Origin of the sequence: Phenylobacterium sp. (genome assembly GCF_004297125.1) — a bacterium.
GTDB lineage: Bacteria > Pseudomonadota > Alphaproteobacteria > Caulobacterales > Caulobacteraceae > Phenylobacterium.
Genome location: NZ_SCVD01000015.1, coordinates 47,334 through 65,530, shown reverse-complemented (window position 1 = coordinate 65,530; position 18,197 = coordinate 47,334). Strand labels below are relative to the sequence as shown.

14 protein-coding genes are annotated in these 18,197 nt (G+C 68.7%); 11 read left to right on the top strand and 3 right to left on the bottom strand.

Going from position 1 to position 18,197, the window contains the following annotated elements:
- Positions 1–12: 12 nt before the first annotated feature.
- Positions 13–3,621 (bottom strand): PAS domain-containing protein, encoded by a 3,609-nt coding sequence (locus EPO51_RS07730; protein ID WP_293348282.1) that lies wholly within the window; start codon positions 3,619–3,621, stop codon positions 13–15.
- A 126-nt stretch (positions 3,622–3,747) separates the two neighbouring features.
- Positions 3,748–6,066, bottom strand: a complete 2,319-nt coding sequence (locus tag EPO51_RS07725; protein WP_293348279.1) for a TonB-dependent receptor — start codon at positions 6,064–6,066, stop codon at positions 3,748–3,750.
- Positions 6,067–6,255: 189 nt separating this feature from the next.
- On the opposite strand from EPO51_RS07725, the gene EPO51_RS07720 reads away from it, so the two are divergent.
- The 7 genes from EPO51_RS07720 to EPO51_RS07690 all read left to right on the top strand — a co-directional run bounded on the left by EPO51_RS07720 (position 6,256) and on the right by EPO51_RS07690 (position 12,476).
- Entirely contained in the window at positions 6,256–6,678 is a 423-nt protein-coding gene (locus tag EPO51_RS07720; RefSeq protein ID WP_293348276.1) for an OsmC family protein, read from the top strand.
- 240 nt (positions 6,679–6,918) lie between these two features.
- Positions 6,919–8,241, top strand: a complete 1,323-nt coding sequence (locus tag EPO51_RS07715) for an epoxide hydrolase family protein (protein WP_293348273.1) — start codon at positions 6,919–6,921, stop codon at positions 8,239–8,241.
- 88 nt (positions 8,242–8,329) lie between these two features.
- A complete protein-coding gene (locus tag EPO51_RS07710; RefSeq protein ID WP_293348271.1) occupies positions 8,330–9,412 on the top strand; it encodes a redoxin domain-containing protein in 1,083 nt (360 codons plus the stop codon).
- 12 nt (positions 9,413–9,424) lie between these two features.
- Entirely contained in the window at positions 9,425–10,450 is a 1,026-nt protein-coding gene (locus EPO51_RS07705) for an alpha/beta fold hydrolase (RefSeq protein ID WP_293348268.1), read from the top strand.
- Between the two features lie 19 nt (positions 10,451–10,469).
- Complete coding sequence (locus EPO51_RS07700; protein ID WP_293348265.1) at positions 10,470–11,006, top strand: hypothetical protein; 537 nt, start codon at positions 10,470–10,472, stop codon at positions 11,004–11,006.
- 10 nt (positions 11,007–11,016) lie between these two features.
- The gene (locus tag EPO51_RS07695) at positions 11,017–11,640 is read left to right on the top strand and encodes a cysteine hydrolase family protein (RefSeq protein WP_293348262.1); all 624 of its coding nucleotides are present in this window, start codon (positions 11,017–11,019) and stop codon (positions 11,638–11,640) included.
- On the top strand, positions 11,637–12,476 hold the full coding sequence (locus EPO51_RS07690; RefSeq protein WP_293348259.1) for an enoyl-CoA hydratase/isomerase family protein: 840 nt from the start codon (positions 11,637–11,639) through the stop codon (positions 12,474–12,476). Before EPO51_RS07695 ends, EPO51_RS07690 begins: the two co-directional genes overlap by 4 nt.
- Before the next feature lie 369 nt (positions 12,477–12,845).
- Here the strand turns inward: EPO51_RS07690 and EPO51_RS07685 are convergent, their stop codons facing one another.
- Positions 12,846–13,313 (bottom strand): hypothetical protein, encoded by a 468-nt coding sequence (locus EPO51_RS07685; protein WP_293348256.1) that lies wholly within the window; start codon positions 13,311–13,313, stop codon positions 12,846–12,848.
- A 171-nt stretch (positions 13,314–13,484) separates the two neighbouring features.
- On the opposite strand from EPO51_RS07685, the gene EPO51_RS07680 reads away from it, so the two are divergent.
- The 4 genes from EPO51_RS07680 (at position 13,485) to EPO51_RS07665 (ending at position 18,050) form a co-directional block, all read left to right on the top strand.
- The gene (locus tag EPO51_RS07680; RefSeq protein WP_293348253.1) at positions 13,485–13,916 is read left to right on the top strand and encodes a cupin domain-containing protein; all 432 of its coding nucleotides are present in this window, start codon (positions 13,485–13,487) and stop codon (positions 13,914–13,916) included.
- Between the two features lie 179 nt (positions 13,917–14,095).
- Positions 14,096–14,563: a (2Fe-2S)-binding protein gene (locus EPO51_RS07675; protein ID WP_293348250.1), complete on the top strand. Its 468-nt coding sequence runs from the start codon at positions 14,096–14,098 to the stop codon at positions 14,561–14,563.
- 2 nt (positions 14,564–14,565) lie between these two features.
- On the top strand, positions 14,566–16,722 hold the full coding sequence (locus EPO51_RS07670; protein ID WP_293348247.1) for a xanthine dehydrogenase family protein molybdopterin-binding subunit: 2,157 nt from the start codon (positions 14,566–14,568) through the stop codon (positions 16,720–16,722).
- Positions 16,719–18,050 carry a c-type cytochrome gene (locus EPO51_RS07665; RefSeq protein WP_293348244.1) on the top strand — a complete coding sequence of 444 codons (1,332 nt, stop codon included), beginning with the start codon at positions 16,719–16,721 and terminating at the stop codon, positions 18,048–18,050. The genes EPO51_RS07670 and EPO51_RS07665 overlap by 4 nt, the downstream gene beginning before the upstream one ends.
- The last annotated feature ends 147 nt before the right edge of the window (positions 18,051–18,197 follow it).

The window sequence follows — 18,197 nt, the reverse complement described above, 5'->3', positions numbered from 1 at the left end:
TGCGCTGCGACATTACGCTGACCTTGAGGTTGCGGACGCGACCGATGGGGGGTCGCAGGGGATTGAGAATGTGAAGGTCGCACCGGGCCCCCCGTCGTTTGGGGCCGCCTTGAGCCGACCGCCATGGGCCTCGATGATCGAGCGACTGATCGACAGCCCGATGCCCATGCCGTTGGGCTTGGTGGTGTGGAAGGCCTGGAACAACTTGTCCGCGCCTTCCGGATCAAACCCGTGCCCGGAGTCGCGGACCACGAGCGACACCTCGCCTTCGGGCCCGTGCTCCGTGCCGACACTCAGTTCGCGGACGCGGTCCGTGACCTCGCTCATGGCGTCGGCCGCATTGAGGGCGAGGTTGAGGATAACCTGTTGCAGCTGGACACGATCCGCCGAGACGGTGGGGGCTCCGGCCCTGAACTCCGTCCTCACGATCACGCGCCGTCGCTGGAGCTCGCTCGCCAGCAGCGCGAGCACCTCCGTGGCGATTTCCTGCAGGTCTACGGTCTCGAAGGTCGGCGGGCGCCGGCCGTAGAGCGACCGCAGCCGCTTGATCACCTCAGACGCCCGGTTGCCGTCGCGCAGGTTGCGCTGAGCCGTGGCCAGGGCGCCGGCGACGTCCGGAGGGTCGGCCGCCAGCATGCGCAGGCAGGTGCTGGAGTTGGTGATGATGCCGGCCAGCGGCTGGCTGACCTCGTGGGCGATGGACGCGGTGAGGGTGCTGAGCGCCGTGATGCGGGCGACGTGCGCGAGATCCTCGCGAGCCCTGTTGAGGTCGTCCTCGGCGAGCTTGCGCGCGGTGATGTCCTGCAACGCGCCCATGAACACCGGCCGATCGGGGATCTGGTCGATGCGATGGCCGACCACGTGCGCGTAGCGAATTCCCCCGTCGGTATTGATGACCCGGAAGACGAGCTCGAAGTTCTCCCCGATCTGCGCGCCGCCGATGAGCGCCTCCACACCCGCCAGATCGTCGGGATGGATACCCTTCATCATCATGTCCATTGTGACCTTCGTCCCCGGCTCGAAACCGAAGACCCGGTAGTTCACCTCCGACCAATTGTGCTCGTCGGCATGGACGTCCCAGGTGAAGCTGCCTGTCTGGCTGAGCCGTTGCGCGGCGAGCAGGTAGGTGTTGGCGCGCGCGAGTTCCGCCTCCGCGAGCTTGGTGGCGGTCACGTCCTGGGTGCTGCCGATGTATACGAGCCGTTCAGAGATCTCCGGGACGCGCGAGGCGATGGTGTGGAGATGCTTTACGGCTCCGCTCTTGGTGACAATGCGATAAGAGATTTCGAAGTCCTGACCGCTCCGACGGCCTTCTGCGATCGCCTGTCCAGCGGCGCTCACGTCCTCAGGATGTATGACATCCAGGACCTTCGGCATCGTCGGCGCACTGGAAGGGTCGAATTCCCAGATCCTGAAGTTCTCGTCCGACCAATCCTGTGCGTCCGCCTCGACATCCCAGGTAAAGCTCCCGATCCGACTGAGGGCCTGGGCCCCCTTCAGGTATCGGTTCGCGCGCATCGCATCAGCTTCGCTAGCCCGCAGCGCGGCCTCAGCCAGCTTGCTCTGGGTCACATCCTGATGGCTGCCGATGTAGACGATATGGTCGGTGATCTCGGGAATCCGGGCGCCGATGCTGTAGAGGTGCTTGACGACGCCGCTGGAGGTCACGATGCGATAGACGACGTCAAAGTCGCGCCCGGATCTCCGGCCTTCTTCCAGGACCGCATTGACACGGTCGAGATCGTCCGGGTGGATGGCTCCGATGACCATGGCCACGGTCGGCGTGACGGCAGGATCAACCTCCCAGATCCGATAGTTCTCGTCAGACCAGTCGAGTTCGTCCGTTTCGACGTCCCAAGTGAAGCTACCGATCCGGCTCAACGTCTGCGCGGCCTTGAGATAGCGGTTGGCGCGTCGCAGCTGCGCCTCGCTCGTCCGCAGCGCTTCCTCCGCCCGGCGGCTGGCCGTGAGGTCCTGGGTGGCCCCGACATAGACGAGGCGATCGGTGATCTCGCTCAGCCGCTCGTTGACGGTGTGCAGATGCTTGGTCGCGCCGCTCGGGGTGATGATCCGGTATGAGACCTCATAGTCGGCGCCTGCTTCGAGCGCGGGGGCCATGATCGCTTCGACGGACTCCACATCCTCCGGGTGAACCACCGAGGCGTGCAGCGTCGGCACCGCGCGATCGTCCTCGGGTCCCATCTCCCAGATCCGGTGGAGTTCCTCGGACCAGTCCTGATCGTCCGTGGCGACATCCCAGGTGAAGCTGCCGGTCTTGCTCAGCCTCTGGGCCCCGGCGAGGTAGCGGTTCGCGCGCCGGAGTCCCGCCTCGCTGGCCATCAGCGCCGCTTCCGCCAGCTTCCCTTCGGTGACGTCCTGCGAACTGCCCAGATACATGACCCGGCCTGAGGCGTCGGGAATGATCTCCATGCGCGTATGCAGGTGCTTCACGCCGCCGATCGGGGTCACGATCCGGTAGAAGACCTCGAAACCCTCCCTGGCGCGGGTCGCCGATGCGAAGGTCTCCAGCATCTCGGCGCGATCCTCCGGATGGATGGCGGCTGCGACCATCTCCATCGTGGGCGGCACGCCCGGGTCGAACTCCCAGATCCGGAAATTCTCGTCGGACCAGACTTGCTCGTCTGTCGCCGTGTCCAGCGAGAAGCTGCCGGTCTTGCTCAACCGTTGTCCGCCCGTCAGGAAATGGTTCGCCTGGCGCAGCTTGGCTTCGCCCGCCTTCAGCGCAATGTCGGACCTGGCCCGCTCGATGGCGATGCCGGCGATGCGCGCGAAGCGATCAACCAACTCCTCGTCCTGGTCGGTGGGACCTTGGGGCAGGTGCTTGTAGATCGCGAAGATGCCGAGCACCGCGTTCTGGCTGTCGAAGATCGGGGCGGACCAGCAGGACGCCAGGCCGAACCCCGTGAGAAGCTGCGGCCAGGACGATGACGCCCACCGCGGGTCCCGTGGGGGATCGGCGGCGATGATCGTGGACCTCGAGACGACAGCCAGCGAACACGGGCCATAGCCGGGATCGATCTTCAGGCCGTCGAGGGCGGCGTTGTACTCCGCCGGCAGATTGGGTCCCGCGCCGACCCGGAACCGCTGCCCGTCCTCGTCGACGTAGAGAATGCTGCAGACGGACCCGGGGGAAAGAGCCTCCACCAACAGGCACAGCTCGTTGAGGACCCGGGACTGGGGCAGACCGCGGGCGACGAGTTCCAGGAGTTGCTTCTCAGCCGCGAGCTGCGCCTCGGCGCGCGTGCGGTCCTCGATGTCGGTGTTGGCGCCGCACCAACCGACCAGCTTTCCCGCGGCGTCCCTGAGCGGACGGGTCTGCAAGTTGAACCGCCTGTACACGCCGTCGAACCGGCGCATCCGGGCCACCACGTTGATCTCCTCCGGGAGGATCTCGCCCAGAGTCCGCTCCCATGCCGCCATCGCGGTCGCGACGTCATCGGGATGAAAGAGCGACGTCCAGCCCGCGGACGTGGCCTGCTCGAGAGTGAGTCCCGTGTACGCGCGCCAATGCCGATTGACGAAGTCACAGGTTCCATCGGGCCTGGCGGTCCAAACCATCCCCGGCAGTGCGTCCAGCAGGCGGGTCTGATCCGTCTCCATTCCTGACTTTCGCGGTGGCCCCGGTTGGTCAGGATGCGGACGATGGCCGCTTTGCGTCCATTGTACTTTGGTGTCGGTCTCGGGGATCTCCACAACCTGGAGCGGTGACCATGGCTCAGCCGAGTCTCAAAAGCGCCCCGAGATCGTCAGGCCGTAGGTCGCGGGCTGTCCGACAAATCGGGAGACCACGTTCGCGTTCAGGAAGACGTTGCTCCAGTAGTATTCGTTCGTGACGTTGCGACCCCAGATCCAGGCTCTTCGCCGGCCGTCGATGCTCTCGAGGCCGGCCCGAAGATCGAGAAGCGTGTAGGCTTCAATGCGCATCGGCGCAGGTGCGCCGACGCCGGCATAGGTCCGGCTGCGGGAGGTGAGCGTCCCACCGACGAAACCCTGGACTCCGTCGACGATCGGGAATTCGTAGTCGAGGTTGGCCACCGCCTGCCAGGTCGGCGAGAACGGAAAGGGCGTCCCGGCCTGGTCCCCGAACTGGGCGAGACCATCGACCCCGGTGAACCGATCGACGTTGGTGTGCAGCCAGGTCATCGCGGTGTCGAACGTCAGGCCGTCGATCGGGCGCGCGACGAGCTGGGCCTCGGCGCCCACCACATGTGACTTTGGGATCGACACGAGGGCCTCCAGCGGCCCGAAGATCTGATCCAGGTAGGCGCCGCGGAGCTGCTTGTCGCGATAGTCGTAGTAGAAGGCCGAGGCGTTGAGCTGGACGCGACGGTCGAGGAGCGCGGCCTTCACGCCGCCTTCGTAGGCGACCAGGCTCTCCTGCGGGATGGGATCGAACTGCGGGACCGTCGACACGGCGGCCACCGGCACGGCGCCGGCCTTATAGCCCCGGCTCACATTGGCGTAGGCCAGCAGGCCCGGGCGCGGCGTCCAGCTGACGCCGAAACGCCAGGAGAGGCTGTCCTCGTTGAGCCGGCTCCGCACGTTGTCGACCGGCCGCAGGCCGTTGGCGGGGTCGAGGACGAAGCAGTCCCCGACCTTCGTCGCCGGCGCGGCCCCGTTGCGGAAGAAATTCCAGAAGCGCGCGAAATGGTCGGTGGGCGCGAAAACGCAGCTGTCGAAGCGGCGGCGGTCGATGTTGTAGCGTCCGGCGGCCTCGACCATCAGGGTTTCGGAAACTCTGTATTCCAACCGGCCGAACGCGGCATAGGTGTTCACCCGCACGCGATTGGCTATCAGGTTGACATCCGCATAGGCCTGCGGATCGAGCGCCTCGTAGAGGTGCGCCAGGTCCACATCGCGGAAGGTCTGCAGCGGTTGATCCTTGGTCCGGTCGCGCGCGTAGTTCAGGCCTCCGAGCCAAGTCATCTTTCCGTGTTGTCCCGCAAGGCGGACCTCCTGGAAGATCGATGAGATCTTGCCGTCCATATCCACCACTTCGTTCAGGTCGAAGGGCGTGCCGTTGGCGTCCTGGCCGTAGGCGAGATCGAGGTAGGCGTAGGAGCTGAGCGCCGTGAGCGTGACGTCATCCCCCATCCGGTAATCGGTCCGCCAGCGCGCCTGAACGAAGGTGGTGTCGCTCGCGTACGGAAAGGGCGCGCCGGTGTCGACGCGCGTGAGGCTCCAGTCCGCGGCCCGAGGCTTGGACACCGTTGGGAATGTCAGCAGGCCCGGGACGGCGAGCGCGGGAATGACCGGTGCGGCCGCGAGGAATTGCCCGGCCGGACTCTCGCTGCCGTCGTGGGTTAAGGTGAGCGTGAGCCGGCTCGTCAGCCGCGCGGTCGGACGCCATTCGAGGGCGGCCCGGGCCTGAAGTTCCTCGATCTTGCCGAGGCGATCGCCCGGGCGGGTTATGCTCTTCTGCCAACCATCGCCCCAGCGTCCCTGGACGGCGACCCGCGCCAACAGCGCGTCGGTAATCGGGCCGGTCACGAAGCCGCCCACACGGATACGATCGAAGCGGCCGTAGGTCCCCTCGACGCCGACCTGCGTGGTGGGTCGCGGCGGCGCGGCGATGTAGTTGACCGCGCCGCCGGTGGCGTTCTGGCCGAACAGGGTGCCCTGCGGACCCTTGAGCACCTCGACCCGCTCCAGGTCGAAGGCCACCAGCCGGGTCATGGCCGGGTAGGGGAGGGGCGCCTCGTCGAGATAGACGGTCACCGCCGGCGGGGTGGCGAGATCGCTGTTGAAGAATCCGACACCCCTCAGGTTGAAGGAGGTCGACGCGAAATTGCTCTCCTGCAGCGTGAGGCCCGGGACTAGGCGTGGCAGGTCGGCGACCGCGTCGATCCCCCTCGTCCGGAGCGTTTCGCCGCTCGCGGCGGTGATCGCCATGCCGACGCTCTCGACCCGCTGCTCGCGCTTCTGCGCCGTCACCACGAGCTCCTGAAGGGGCGCGGCGGCCGCATCGTCGGCGCAGGCCGCGGCCGGTGCGGCCGCGACCGCCAAGGCCACCGCGCCGGCCCACGCGACGCTCGATCCCAGCATGCGATCTCCCCCTGAAACCAGGGCCAGGATCGGGCAGGGGGCCGTGCGCGGGCAATTGGACCAAGGTATCGGTGACACCTTCGTCCAATGGACCGCGGGGCCCGCCCGCCCATCTTGGCGGCAGAGGCGAAATCGGGGCGCAGTCCGTCGCGCACCGCCTCATCTCGCAGAGCAACAAGGAGCTGGCGAATGATCCGCAAGGCGCACGCAGTGTGGCGTGGAACCGGCCGTGACGGCGACGGAGCCCTGACGACGGACTCGGGGGTGTTGAAGGACAGCCCCTATTCCTATCGGACCCGGTTCGAGGGGCAGCCGGGCACCAACCCCGAAGAGCTGATCGCCGCCGCGCACGCCGGCTGCTTCACCATGGCCCTGGCGTTCCGGCTCCAGGTGGAAGGCTACACGCCCAGCGAGCTTGCCACAGAGGCGGCGGTTTCCCTGGACCAGGAGGGCGGCGGGTTCCGGATCTCCCGCTCGGCGCTCAGCGTACGCGCGGAGGTCCCCGGCCTGGACGAAGCGACCCTGGCCCGGATCGCCGCAGACGCGGAGCAGAACTGTCCCGTGTCGCGGGTCCTCAACGCCGAGATCACGCTGGACGCGCGTCTGGCCTGAGTTTCCCCGGACCCGCACGTCCCCCTCGGTCCTGGGGCGCGACCGCCGTCGGCGATGGCCGGTGGCGGTCGTATTCGTTCTGGTCGGCGCGCCGTGTCCAAGTCGCGATCCGCAAGGCCGGACCCTACGAAAGTATCGGCGATACCATCGTCCAATAGAGGGGGCATTCGATCGGGCCCAATTTCCTTCCTGTCATTCGAAGCGAAGCCGGTCACCGGCTCTCGGAAAGAGGAGGGGCTGATGTCCTTGGAATCTAACTTGACCACGCGGCGTCGTTTCATGGCCGCCTCGGCGACAGCCGGCGCGCTCGGCTTCGCCACGTCGGCCGTCGCCGGCGACGTTGTCGGCCTGGCGGCTGAAACCGCCGGCGGTGGCGGTGGTGGAAACGCCGTCCGCCCGTACCGCATCCAGATCCCGCAGGCCGCGCTCGACGACACCCGGCGGCGCATCCTCGCCACGCGCTGGCCGGAGAAGGAGACGGTCGCCGACGACACGCAGGGCGTTCAACTCGCGACCATGAAGTCGCTCGCCCACTACTGGGCCAATGGCTACGACTGGCGCAGCTGCGAGGCCTATCTCAACAAGCTGCCGAACTTCGTCACCGAGATCGACGGGCTCGATATCCACTTCCTGAACATCAAGTCCAAGCATGCGGACGCCCTGCCGATCATCATCACCCACGGCTGGCCAGGCTCGATCATCGAGCAGCTGAAGATCATCGGTCCCCTGACCGACCCGACGGCGCACGGCGGCTCCGCTGCGGACGCCTTCCACGTGGTGATCCCCTCGCTGCCCGGACACGGCTTCTCGGGCAAGCCCACAGCCACCGGCTGGGACCCGATCCGGATCGCCAGGGCCTGGTCTGTCCTGATGCAACGCCTCGGCTACGCCCGCTATGTTGCTCAGGGCGGCGACTGGGGGAACGCCGTCACCGAGCAGCTGGCGCTGCAGAAGCCCAAGGGCCTGCTGGGCATTCACACCAACATGCCCGCCACCGTGCCGGACGACGTGGCCAAGGCCCTGCAGTTCGGGACACCTGCGCCGGCCGGGATGTCGGCGGACGAGCGGCACGCTTTCGACCAGCTCGACAGCTTCTACAAGCACGGCCTGGGCTACGCCAACGAGATGGCGAACCGTCCACAGACGCTCTACGCGCTGGCGGATTCGCCGATCGGCCTGGCCGCCTGGATGCTGGACCACGACGCCAAGAGCCAGGAGCTGATCGCCCGGGTGTTCGCCGGCAAGACCGAAGGGCTGAGCCAGGAAGACGTCGTCGACAACGTCGCGCTCTACTGGCTGACCAATACGGCCGTCTCCTCGGCGCGCCTCTACTGGGAGAGCAAGCTCGCGTTCTTCGCGCCGAAGGGCGTGACCCTGCCGGTGGCGGTGAGCGCCTTCGCCGACGAGCTTTACCAGGCGCCCGAGAGCTGGGCTCGGCGGGCCTATCCGAACCTCATCTACTACAAGAAGCACGATCGCGGCGGCCACTTCGCCGCCTGGGAACAACCACAGGCCCTCACCGAGGATCTGCGGGCCGCGTTCCGGCCGCTGCGGAAGGCCTGAGGCCCCGCGCGCCGGACGAGCGGGTCGGTCCGCCTCCCCGAGCCGACCCGCTCCCCCTTTCACTCGCCCTGTCCGCAAGGCCGCCCCGATGCCCGCGCCCGCCATCCCGTCCTGTCCTCCGCTCAGCCGGCGGGCCGCCGCCCTGGGGCTGCTGGCCGCGCCGTTGGCCGCAGCGCCGGTGCTCGGGGGCGCCCTCGCGGCCTGTAGCGCGCCGGCGGACGGCGCCTACCGGGCGTTGCCGGGCGACGGCGCGTGGCTGAATGGACCGCCGCTGCGGCCCGCGGACCTCCTCGGCAAGGTCGTGCTGGTCAACTTCTGGACCTACACCTGCATCAACAGTCTGCGCCCGCTGCCCTATGTCCGCGCCTGGGCGGAGAAATACCGCGACCGAGGGCTGGTGGTGATCGGCGTCCATACGCCGGAGTTCAGCTTCGAGCATGAGCTGCCGCGGGTCCGCACGGCGGTCGAACAGCTTGGCCTTCGCTACCCGGTGACGCTCGACAACGACTTCCGGATCTGGCGGTCCTTCCGCAACAACGCCTGGCCGGGCTTCTACATCCTCGATACCGAGGGCCGGGTTCGCCACCAGCGGCTGGGGGAGGGCGACTACGACACCTCCGAGCGGGTGATCCAGACCCTGCTCGCCGACGGCTTCGGGGAGCAGGTCTCCGACCCCATCGCGCCGGTCATGGGGGTCGGGGCGCAAGCCGCGCCGGACTGGGATGACCTCGGGTCGCCGGAAACCTATGCGGGCTACGCCAAGGCGGAGAACTTCGCCGGCGCCCTGCGCCGGGACACGGCCCGGAGCTACGAAACCCCCACGCGGCTTCCGCTGAACGGCTGGGGCCTTGCCGGGACCTGGACCTCGCGGCCCGAGTTCGCGGAGCTGACCCGCGGCGCGGGGTCCATCGCCTACCGCTTCCACGCCCGCGACCTCCACCTCGTGATGGGGCCGGGCGCCGGCGACAACCCTGTCCGCTTCCGCGTGCGCCTGGACGGTGCGGATCCGGGCGTGGACCACGGGTCCGATACGGATCCCGGCGGATGGGGCGAGGTGCGCGAGGCGCGCATGTACCAGCTCGTCCGGCAGGCCGGGCCGGTCCGCGACCGGACCTGCGTCATCGAATTCCAGGCCGCCGGGCCGCGCGCCTACTGCTTCACCTTCGGATAGCGGAGACCCCGAATGCCCACGACCCTCGACCCCACGCGCCGCCGCCTCCTGGGCGCTGCCGTGATCTCCGCAGCGGCCCTGGGGCATACGCCGACCGCCGCCGCCGACGGCCGTCAGGCTTCGAAGTCCGCCGGACGCGGCGGTTCTCCGGCGCTGCGGACCGTGCAGGCAAACGGCCTGGAGATCGCCTACGCCGAGGTCGGGCCATCCAATGGTCCGCCCGTCATCCTCCTCCACGGCTGGCCGTACGACATCCATGCGTTCGAAGCCGTGGCGCCATTGCTCGTCGCTCAGGGCTACCGCGTCATCGCGCCCTACGTCCGGGGCTATGGACCGACCCGTTTCCTGTCAGCCGATACGGTCCGCAACGGCCAGCCGTCGGCCGTCGCGTTCGACACCGTCGCCATGATGGACGCGCTGCGGATCAAGAGCGCGATCCTGGGCGGGTTCGACTGGGGCGCCCGCAGCGCCGACATCATCGCGGCGCTCTGGCCGGAACGATGCAGAGGCCTGGTCTCGGTCAGCGGCTACCTGATCGGCAGCCAGGCGGCAGGGGCCAAGCCGCTGCCGCCCGCCGCCGAGTTTCAGTGGTGGTACCAGTTCTACTTCGCCACGGAGCGCGGCAGGGCCGGCTACGAGGCCAACCGACGCCCGTTCAACCGGCTGATTTGGCAGCTGGCGTCGCCCAAGTGGAGCTTCGACGACGCGACCTACGCGCGCTCGGCGGACGCTTTCGACAATCCCGACCACGTGGCAATCGTCATCCACAACTACCGCTGGCGAATGGGCCTGGCCGAGGGCGAGGCGCGCTACGACGTCTTCGAGGCGCAGCTGGCCACCGCGCCGACCATCGGCGTTCCGACCATCACCCTGGAGGGCGACGCCAACGGCGCGCCGCATCCCGATCCGTCGGCCTACGCCGCCAAGTTCACCGGGCCCTATGTCCACCGCCTGGTCGAGGGCGGCGTCGGCCATAACCTGCCGCAGGAAGCGCCGGGGCCGTTCGCCCAGGCCATCCTCGACGTCGCCCGTCTCTGATCCCCCGAAGGAGCCCCCCATGGAAGACAACGTCATCGTCGACACGAGCTTCACGGCCGTGATCAACGCCCCGATCGAGGCGGTCGACATTCCGGCCTGGTGCTTCGCGCTGCCCGACGCGGAATACCAGGGCTGCTCGCCCGCCCACGTGGCGGCCGGCGCAACGACCGACCGCGACGGCAAGCGGATGTCGATCAATGTCGAGGTCATCGGCGGCACGCCGATGGTGCAGCACTATGTGGAGCAGGTGGCGACGCCGCACCAGCTCGTCCTGAAGTCCGTCTCGGACCTCTTCACCGCCGCCGGCCGGACCACGATGGTGGTGGTCTGGGAACTCAGCGTGAAGCGCCTCGACGCGGGCCGGTGCGAGTTCACCAACCGCGTCCACACCTATCCCACCGAGGAGTTCCAGGCCTACCTGGACAAGCAGGGCATTCCCTTCGAGGTTTTCCGCGCGGGACGCGCGCCCTACAGCGCCGCCCACAACGCCGGCGAGACCCCGCTCTTCGCGGCCAGCCTCGAGCGGTTCGCCCTGCGTCACGCGGCTGCGGCCTGAGCCTTCCGCCATGGCCCATCCGTCAGAACCCACCGCCATCCTGCTCGTCGATCCCTACAACGACTTCCTCAGCGAGGGTGGGAAGTCCTGGCCGAAGCTGAAGGCGGTGGCCGAGGAGGTGGACCTGCTCTCGCACCTCCGCGCGGTCGTCGCCGCCGCCCGCGAAGCCGGCCTGAAGATCTTCTTCGTGCCGCACCATCGCTTCGAGGACGGGGACTACGCCCATTGGCGTCACACGACGCCCTATCAGCGGGCCGGCGCGCAACGCCGGATCTTCGAGAAGGGCAGCTGGGGTGGGACCTTCCACGACGACTTCCAACCGCAGGACGGAGACGTGGTGGTCCACGAACACTGGGGCACCAGCGGGTTCGCCAACACCGACCTCGACATGCAGCTGAAGCAGTATGGGATCGGCCGGGTGATCCTGATCGGGCTGATCGCCAACACCTGCCTCGAAGCGACGGGTCGTTTCGCCATGGAGCTCGGCTATCACGTCACCCTGGTGAAGGACGCGACCGCGGCCTTCAGCCCGGAGGCGATGCATGCGGCCCACGAGATCAATGGGCCCACCTACGCCCATGTGATCACGACGACCGCGGCGCTCATCGGCGAACTCGGGGAGACGGCAGCGTGAGCGCCGGCGCCTTCTTCGCCCTCGATCGGGCGACGCCCGGGATCTGGCGTGCCACCTTTTCGAACCCGCCGATCAACCTGCTGCCGCCGGCGGCGATCCTCGAGCTCCAGGGGCTGATCACCGCCGTGGAGGCCGACCCTTCCGCGAAGGTGCTGGTCTTCGACTCGGCCGATCCGGACTTCTTCATCGCGCACTTCGAGACGGCGAAGTCGGCGGAGATGCCCCGGGAGCCTGGGCCCAGCGGCTTCTCGCCCTGGATCGACGTCGTCGTCCGGCTCAGCCGTTCGCCGGTGATCAGCCTCGCCAAAATCCGCGGCCGGACGCGGGGCGTCGGCAGCGAATTCGTTCTGGCGTGCGACATGCGCTTCGCGAGCCGCCAGCGCGCCATCCTGGGCCAGCCGGAGGTGGGCGTCGGCCTGCCACCGGGCGGCGGCGCCCTCGAATGGTTGCCGCGCCTGGTCGGACGAAGCCGGGCGCTGGAGATCGTGCTGAGCGGCGACGACTTCGATGCCGATGTGGCCGAGCGCTACGGCTGGATCAACCGGGCGGTGGATGACGACCAGCTCGATTCCTTCGTGGATAATCTGGCCCGGCGGCTCGCCTCGTTCGACCGCGAGACGCTGGGCGCTCTCAAGGCGCTCGTGAATCGCGTGGGTGTCCCTGACGGCGACGCGATCGAGGCGAGCAACCAAGCGTTCTTCGCCGGCCTGAACCATCCCGCCGCCCGGGTGCGCCGGGAAGGGCTGGGCGCCCTCGGCTACGGCGAGCGATCGGATTTCGAACTCAACTTCGGCCGGCGTCTCGCCGACCTGCAGCCGGACAATGGCGTTGGCTGAACGGACGCCAAGTAGCACCAGACTCGTGGAGGCCCACCTCGGCGGGCACTGACGCCCCGGGGCTCCACACCCGACTTCGGCTCCCCCCAGCCGAAGCTTGCGCCGCGTCTCCAGCCATCCCCCGCCGGCTGGTGGCGCGGCGTCTTTGTTTCGACTTTGGTTCCCCGGAGGCTGTCCAGGCTCCGCCGTATCCGTCACTGCGGCCTGCTGCGTCGACCGCGGCGGGACGGAAGGGACGCCGACCCCGATGCAGCCAGCAAGGTTCAACCGGCATGGGCCGGCGACGGGCCTCGGAGCACAAGGGAAAGCAGCGCGATGCAGGGACCGCGCTGCGCAGGAGTAGCGGCCTTGGGGAAACGGCGCGGGCGCTCAGCGCCACCACCACCCACCGCCCCACGGACCCCAGTCCCACCGGTCCCAGTTCCAGGCGTTTTGGTAGGTGAGCGCGGTCAGTTGGGCTTGGTCCAACTGCCGCTGGGTCTGGAGGGTCCGCATGTAGGTCCCGTAGGCGGTCTGCGAGCCCACGTAGAGGCAATGGCACACCACCGGATCGGCATAGATGTAGTTGGTGGTGTCGCCATCGGTCTTCGGCATGAACCGGTTGGGGGGCAGGGTGGCGAGTTGCGCCTCGCGCGCAGGTGTGTTCGCCGGCAGGCGGGTGAAGCCCGCGGCCACCAGACTATCCTCCTTGCGGCTGATCTGCTGGGCCGTCGTCTGACAGCCGGCGGCGACGAGGGAGGCCCCGCCGAGGGCGGCGATCGCGAAGGCCCTCAGGGGTCGATGGGCGGACGAGCGACGCGGGGGTGGGATCGGCGCGCTAAGGTTCGCGGTGGTCATCTTCGGTCTCTCTGATGGTTCCGGTGTGATGACCGTCAGATGCGCCTCCCGCCGCCTCGCGGGGATTGGACGAAGGTGTCGCCGACACCAAAGTCCCATCGCGCCCCCCGCGGTCTCGCGCCAATTCTTCCAGGACGATGTCCCGTGACGGACGGAGGGATGGCGATGCTCATGACCCACCAGCGAGACCAGGACCGCTTCCATTTCATCCGGCCTGAGAACGTCGAGTGGCGCCCGTTTCCGGCGTTTCCGCCGGAGGCGCGCCTCGCCGTGCTGGTCGGAGACCCGTCCCAGGCGGGGCCCTATGTTATCCGCGTGAAGCTGCCGGCCGGCGTGCGCATGGCGCCGCATCGTCATCCGGAAGACCGGCTCTACACGGTCATATCGGGGGTCTTCCACATCGGTCTGGGCGAACGCTTCGATCCCGACAGCCTGCAGGCCTTCGGTCCCGGGAGTGTCGTCGTCCTGCCCGGCGGGCAGTCGCACTTCCATTGGGCGAAGGACGGCGAGTACGTCACCCAGGTCACCGCCCTTGGGCCCCTGGGCCTCGACTACGTCGAAGCCCGTGACGACCCACGACGCGGGCAGGCCGGCGCGACTTGAAGGGGGCGCTTGCCCGGCGCCTCGGTCGCTCCGGCGATACCTTGGTCCAATTGCAGACGGCGGGGGGGTGGCTAGCTTTCAGAGGCGCCACGCAGTGCGCGGGCGACTGCGGCGGGCCGCAGGGATCGTCGATCGAGCACCCCGAGGTGGGGGCCGGGTCGGCGACGATGGAGGTGGATGTGCTGCAGCCCAGGACACTCCAGATCAACGGTGAGGCGCGGACCGTGACGGCGCCCGACGACATGCCCCTGCTTTGGGTGCTGCGCGACATCCTGGGCCTGACGGGCACGAAGTTCGGGTGCGGCATCGCGCAGTGCGGGGCCTGCACGGTGCACGTCGGAGGCGCGGCTGTGCGGTCCTGCCTCCTTCCGGTGGGCTCGGTTGGGGCGCGGCCCGTCACCACCATCGAGCGTGTGGGGGAGACCGAGGCCGGTGCGCGTGTGCAGAACGCCTGGCTTGAGCTCGAGGTCGTCCAGTGCGGCTACTGCCAGTCCGGCCAGATCATGTCGGCCACCGCGCTGCTGAACAGGATCCCCCAGCCCGACGACGCTGACATCGATGCCGCGATGGCCGGCAACATCTGCCGCTGTGGCACCTACGATCGGATCCGCGACGCGATCAAACGCGCCGTCGCGGCGAGGGCGTAGCGATGGCGGGCGATACCTTGTCCCCCAGCGTCTCGCGCCGGGCTCTACTGGGCGCCGGCGTCGGTGGCGTGCTGCTGGTCGGCCTCCACCTGCCGCTGGGCGGGCGGAGCGCCGCGGCCCAGCCCGGCACGCCCTTCAACGCCTTCATCCGCATCGACCGCGAGGGCGCGGCGACGCTCGTGATGCCGCAGGTCGAGATGGGGCAGGGGGTCTACACGTCGATCTCGATGATCCTGGCCGAGGAGCTGGACGCCGATTTCGCTCGCGTCCGGGTCGAGCACGCTCCGCCCGACGAGGGCCACTACACAAATCCGATGCTCGGCGTGCAGGCGACCGGAAACTCGAACTCCATCCGAGCGTGGTGGACGCCGCTGCGCAAGGCGGGCGCCGGGACCCGCGCGGTCCTGGTCCAGGCGGCGGCTCAGCGTTGGGGCGTCGCCCCTAGCGCCTGCCGGACGGAAGTGGGCCAGGTGTTCCATCCGGAGAGCGATCGCCGCGTCGGCTATGGCGACCTCGTGGGGCGGGCGGCCGCGCTGAAGGTTCCCTCTGATCCGCCGCTGAAGACGCCGGGCGAGTTCCGCCTGATCGGCAAGCCGCTGAAGCGGCTCGACACGCCGGACAAGGTCAACGGCAAGACCGTCTACGGCATCGACGCGCGGCCGCCCGGCTGCCGATACGCCACCTTGATGGCCAGCCCCGTGAAGGGTGGCGCGGTCGCGGGCGTCGACGACACGGAGGCCCGCCTCGTGCCGGGCGTGCAGCAGGTCGTCGTGCTGGAGGACCTCGTCGCCGTGGTCGGTGAGCACATGTGGGCGGCCAAGCGGGGCCTAGAGGCGCTCAAGATCACCTGGAACGACGGTCCGAACGGCCAGGTCGATTCCGCCCAGGTCTGGGCGCAGATCCGCAAGGCGAGCGAGCGGGACGGCGTGGTCGCGAGACAGACAGGCGATGCGGACAAGGCGCTGGGCGGCGGTCAGGTCCTCACCGGCGAATTCGAGATGCCCTTCCTGGCGCATGCGGCCATGGAGCCGATGAACTGCACGGCGCATGTCACGCCCGCGGGCTGCGAACTCTGGCTGGGCACCCAGGCCATAACCCGTGTGCAGTCCCATGTGGCCCAGGCGCTCGGACTGCCGCCGGCGAAGGTGAAGATCAACCAGCACCTGCTGGGCGGCGGCTTCGGACGCCGGCTCGAGGCGGACATGGCGGTCAAGTCGGCCCGCATCGCGCAGAAGGTGGATGGCCCGGTGAAGGTCGTCTGGACCCGGGAAGAGGACATCCGCCAGGACATCGTGCGTCCCGTCTACCGCGACCGAATTTGGGCGAAGCTGTCGGGCGATCGCATCACTGCCTGGAAGTACCGGATCACCGGCTCGGCGGTGATCGCCCGCTGGCTGCCGCCCGGCTACCAGAAGGGCGTCGACCCAGATGCGGTGGATAGCGCCATCGACATCCCCTACGACATTCCCGACCTGCGCGTGGAGTATGTGCGCGACGAGCCGCCCGGGGTGTCGACCGGGTTCTGGCGGGGCGTGGGCCCGAACAACAACGTCTTCGCCATCGAGAGCTTCATCGACGAGCTCGCAATGAAGGCCGGCAAGGACCCCGTCGCGTTCCGCCGTGCGAACCTGGGAAAGAGCCCGCGGCTGCGCGCGGTTCTCGACCTGGCCGCCGAGCAGGCCGGTTGGGGCTCGCCATTGCCGCCGCGATCCGGGCGTGGGGTCGCCACGCAGGTCTCATTCGGGAGCTTCATCGCCACGGTGGTGGAGGTCGAGGTCGACGAGGATGGCGACGTGCATCTCAAGCGCGCGAACATCGCTGTCGACACCGGGATCGCGGTCAATCCCGACACCATCATCGCCCAGTTGCAGGGGGGCCTGGTCTTCGGCTTGACGGCGGCGCTCTACGGCGAGGTCACCCTGGACAAGGGGCGGATCCAGCAGAGCAACTTCCACGACTACCGGATGCTGCGGATCGACCAGGTCCCGCCGATCGCCGTGCACCTCATCAAGAGCGGCGAGCCGCCTGGCGGCATCGGCGAGGCGGGCACCACCGCGGCCTTCGCCTCGCTGCGCAACGCGATCTATGCGGCGACGGGCAAGCCGCTGCGGCGCATCCCCTTCAACCGCGGACTCCTGGCCAAAGGGGCGGTCGCATGAGCCTCCGTCGCCGCGCATCGCTCATCGTCCTGGCCGTGGTCGTGATCGTCGCTGGGCTGGGCGCTTGGCTGGCGCCGCCCACCCGTCCCATGGCGTTCGCCGGCGGATCGGCGGTCACTCTGGCCAACTACAGCGGCCCCGATCCCACCGGCGTCCCGTCGGAGCTGCGCGGGGCCGACCTGGTCACCCGCGGCCGCTATCTCGCCACAGCCGCGGATTGCGGGGTCTGTCACACCGCGCCCGGCGGCGCGGAGTTCGCCGGCGGGCTGCCGTTCAAGACCCCCTTCGGTACGCTCTACTCGCCCAACATAACGCCGGACCGCGAAACCGGCATCGGCGCCTGGAGCGAGGCGGATTTCCTGCGCGCCGTGCACAAGGGCGTGGCGAAGGACGGCTCGCGCCTCTATCCCGCGTTCCCTTACGAAGCCTACTCGCTGATGGCGGATGCCGATGTCCTGGCGATCCGCGCCTATCTGTTCAGCCTGGCGCCGGTGCGCAACACCCCGCCCGCCAACCGGCTCATGTTCCCGTTCAATCAGCGTCCGCTGATGGCGATCTGGGGCGCGCTCTACAATCCGGACCAGCGCTTCCGACCCCACACTGACCGCAGTCCGCAGTGGAACCGCGGCGCCTATCTGGTCGAAGCGCTGGCGCACTGCGGCGATTGCCACACGGCGCGCAACCTGGCCCAGGCGCCGGACAATCGGAAGAAGTTCGGCGGCGCGGTGATCCAAGGCTGGCGCGCCTACAACATCACCCAGGACCGCGCCTCCGGCGTCGGCGCCTGGACGGACGCGGAACTGGCGGCCTACCTTCGCGGGGGCCATGTGCTGGGCCGCGGCGCCGCGGCCGGGCCGATGGCCGAGGCGATCAACGCGAGCCTCTCGAGGCTGGCGCCCAGCGACACCCTCGCCATGGTCGCTTACCTCCGCACCATCCCCGCGGTCGGGTCACGCGACCTGCCGGCGCCCAAGACCGAACTGGCGTCGGACCTGCCGAAGGAGATGGCCGGCGGGGGCGATCGGCGGGGCCGGGAGGTGTTCGCCGGCGCTTGCGCCAGTTGCCACGGCTGGTCGGGCAAAAGCCCGCTCTTCCCGCACGCCAACCTGACCGGGGTCCGGGCGGTCAACGACCCGAGCGCCATCAACGTGGCGCAGGTGGTGATCAACGGCGCACGGCTTGAGCGGGCCGGCGGCGATGTGGTGATGCCGGCCTTCGGCCAGACCTACTCCAACGCGGAGATCGCGGCCGTCGCCAACTACGTGACCGCCCGCTTCGGGTCGGCCCGGTCGGAGATCACGGCGCGGGACGTCGCCAGGTTGAGATAGACGAACGGCCCATCGTCTGAGGCGGCGCCGGGACGGCTTGCACCCCTTCCTAAGTGTCATGCTCCTGGCTCGCCGTCGGGGCAGGCGACACCAAAGTCCAATCGAAGCGAGCGAGCCCAACCCCGATCTAGGGGGCGGCGCCGCGTC

Coding starts and splice junctions, on each gene's coding strand:
- EPO51_RS07685 (WP_293348256.1), bottom strand. CDS start 13,313: ATGACCACCGCGAACCTTAGCGCGCCGATCCCACCCCCGCGTCGCTCG.
- EPO51_RS07705 (WP_293348268.1), top strand. CDS start 9,425: ATGCCCACGACCCTCGACCCCACGCGCCGCCGCCTCCTGGGCGCTGCC.
- EPO51_RS07710 (WP_293348271.1), top strand. CDS start 8,330: ATGCCCGCGCCCGCCATCCCGTCCTGTCCTCCGCTCAGCCGGCGGGCC.
- EPO51_RS07665 (WP_293348244.1), top strand. CDS start 16,719: ATGAGCCTCCGTCGCCGCGCATCGCTCATCGTCCTGGCCGTGGTCGTG.
- EPO51_RS07680 (WP_293348253.1), top strand. CDS start 13,485: ATGACCCACCAGCGAGACCAGGACCGCTTCCATTTCATCCGGCCTGAG.
- EPO51_RS07700 (WP_293348265.1), top strand. CDS start 10,470: ATGGAAGACAACGTCATCGTCGACACGAGCTTCACGGCCGTGATCAAC.
- EPO51_RS07730 (WP_293348282.1), bottom strand. CDS start 3,621: ATGGAGACGGATCAGACCCGCCTGCTGGACGCACTGCCGGGGATGGTT.
- EPO51_RS07720 (WP_293348276.1), top strand. CDS start 6,256: ATGATCCGCAAGGCGCACGCAGTGTGGCGTGGAACCGGCCGTGACGGC.
- EPO51_RS07670 (WP_293348247.1), top strand. CDS start 14,566: ATGGCGGGCGATACCTTGTCCCCCAGCGTCTCGCGCCGGGCTCTACTG.
- EPO51_RS07715 (WP_293348273.1), top strand. CDS start 6,919: ATGTCCTTGGAATCTAACTTGACCACGCGGCGTCGTTTCATGGCCGCC.
- EPO51_RS07725 (WP_293348279.1), bottom strand. CDS start 6,066: ATGCTGGGATCGAGCGTCGCGTGGGCCGGCGCGGTGGCCTTGGCGGTC.
- EPO51_RS07695 (WP_293348262.1), top strand. CDS start 11,017: ATGGCCCATCCGTCAGAACCCACCGCCATCCTGCTCGTCGATCCCTAC.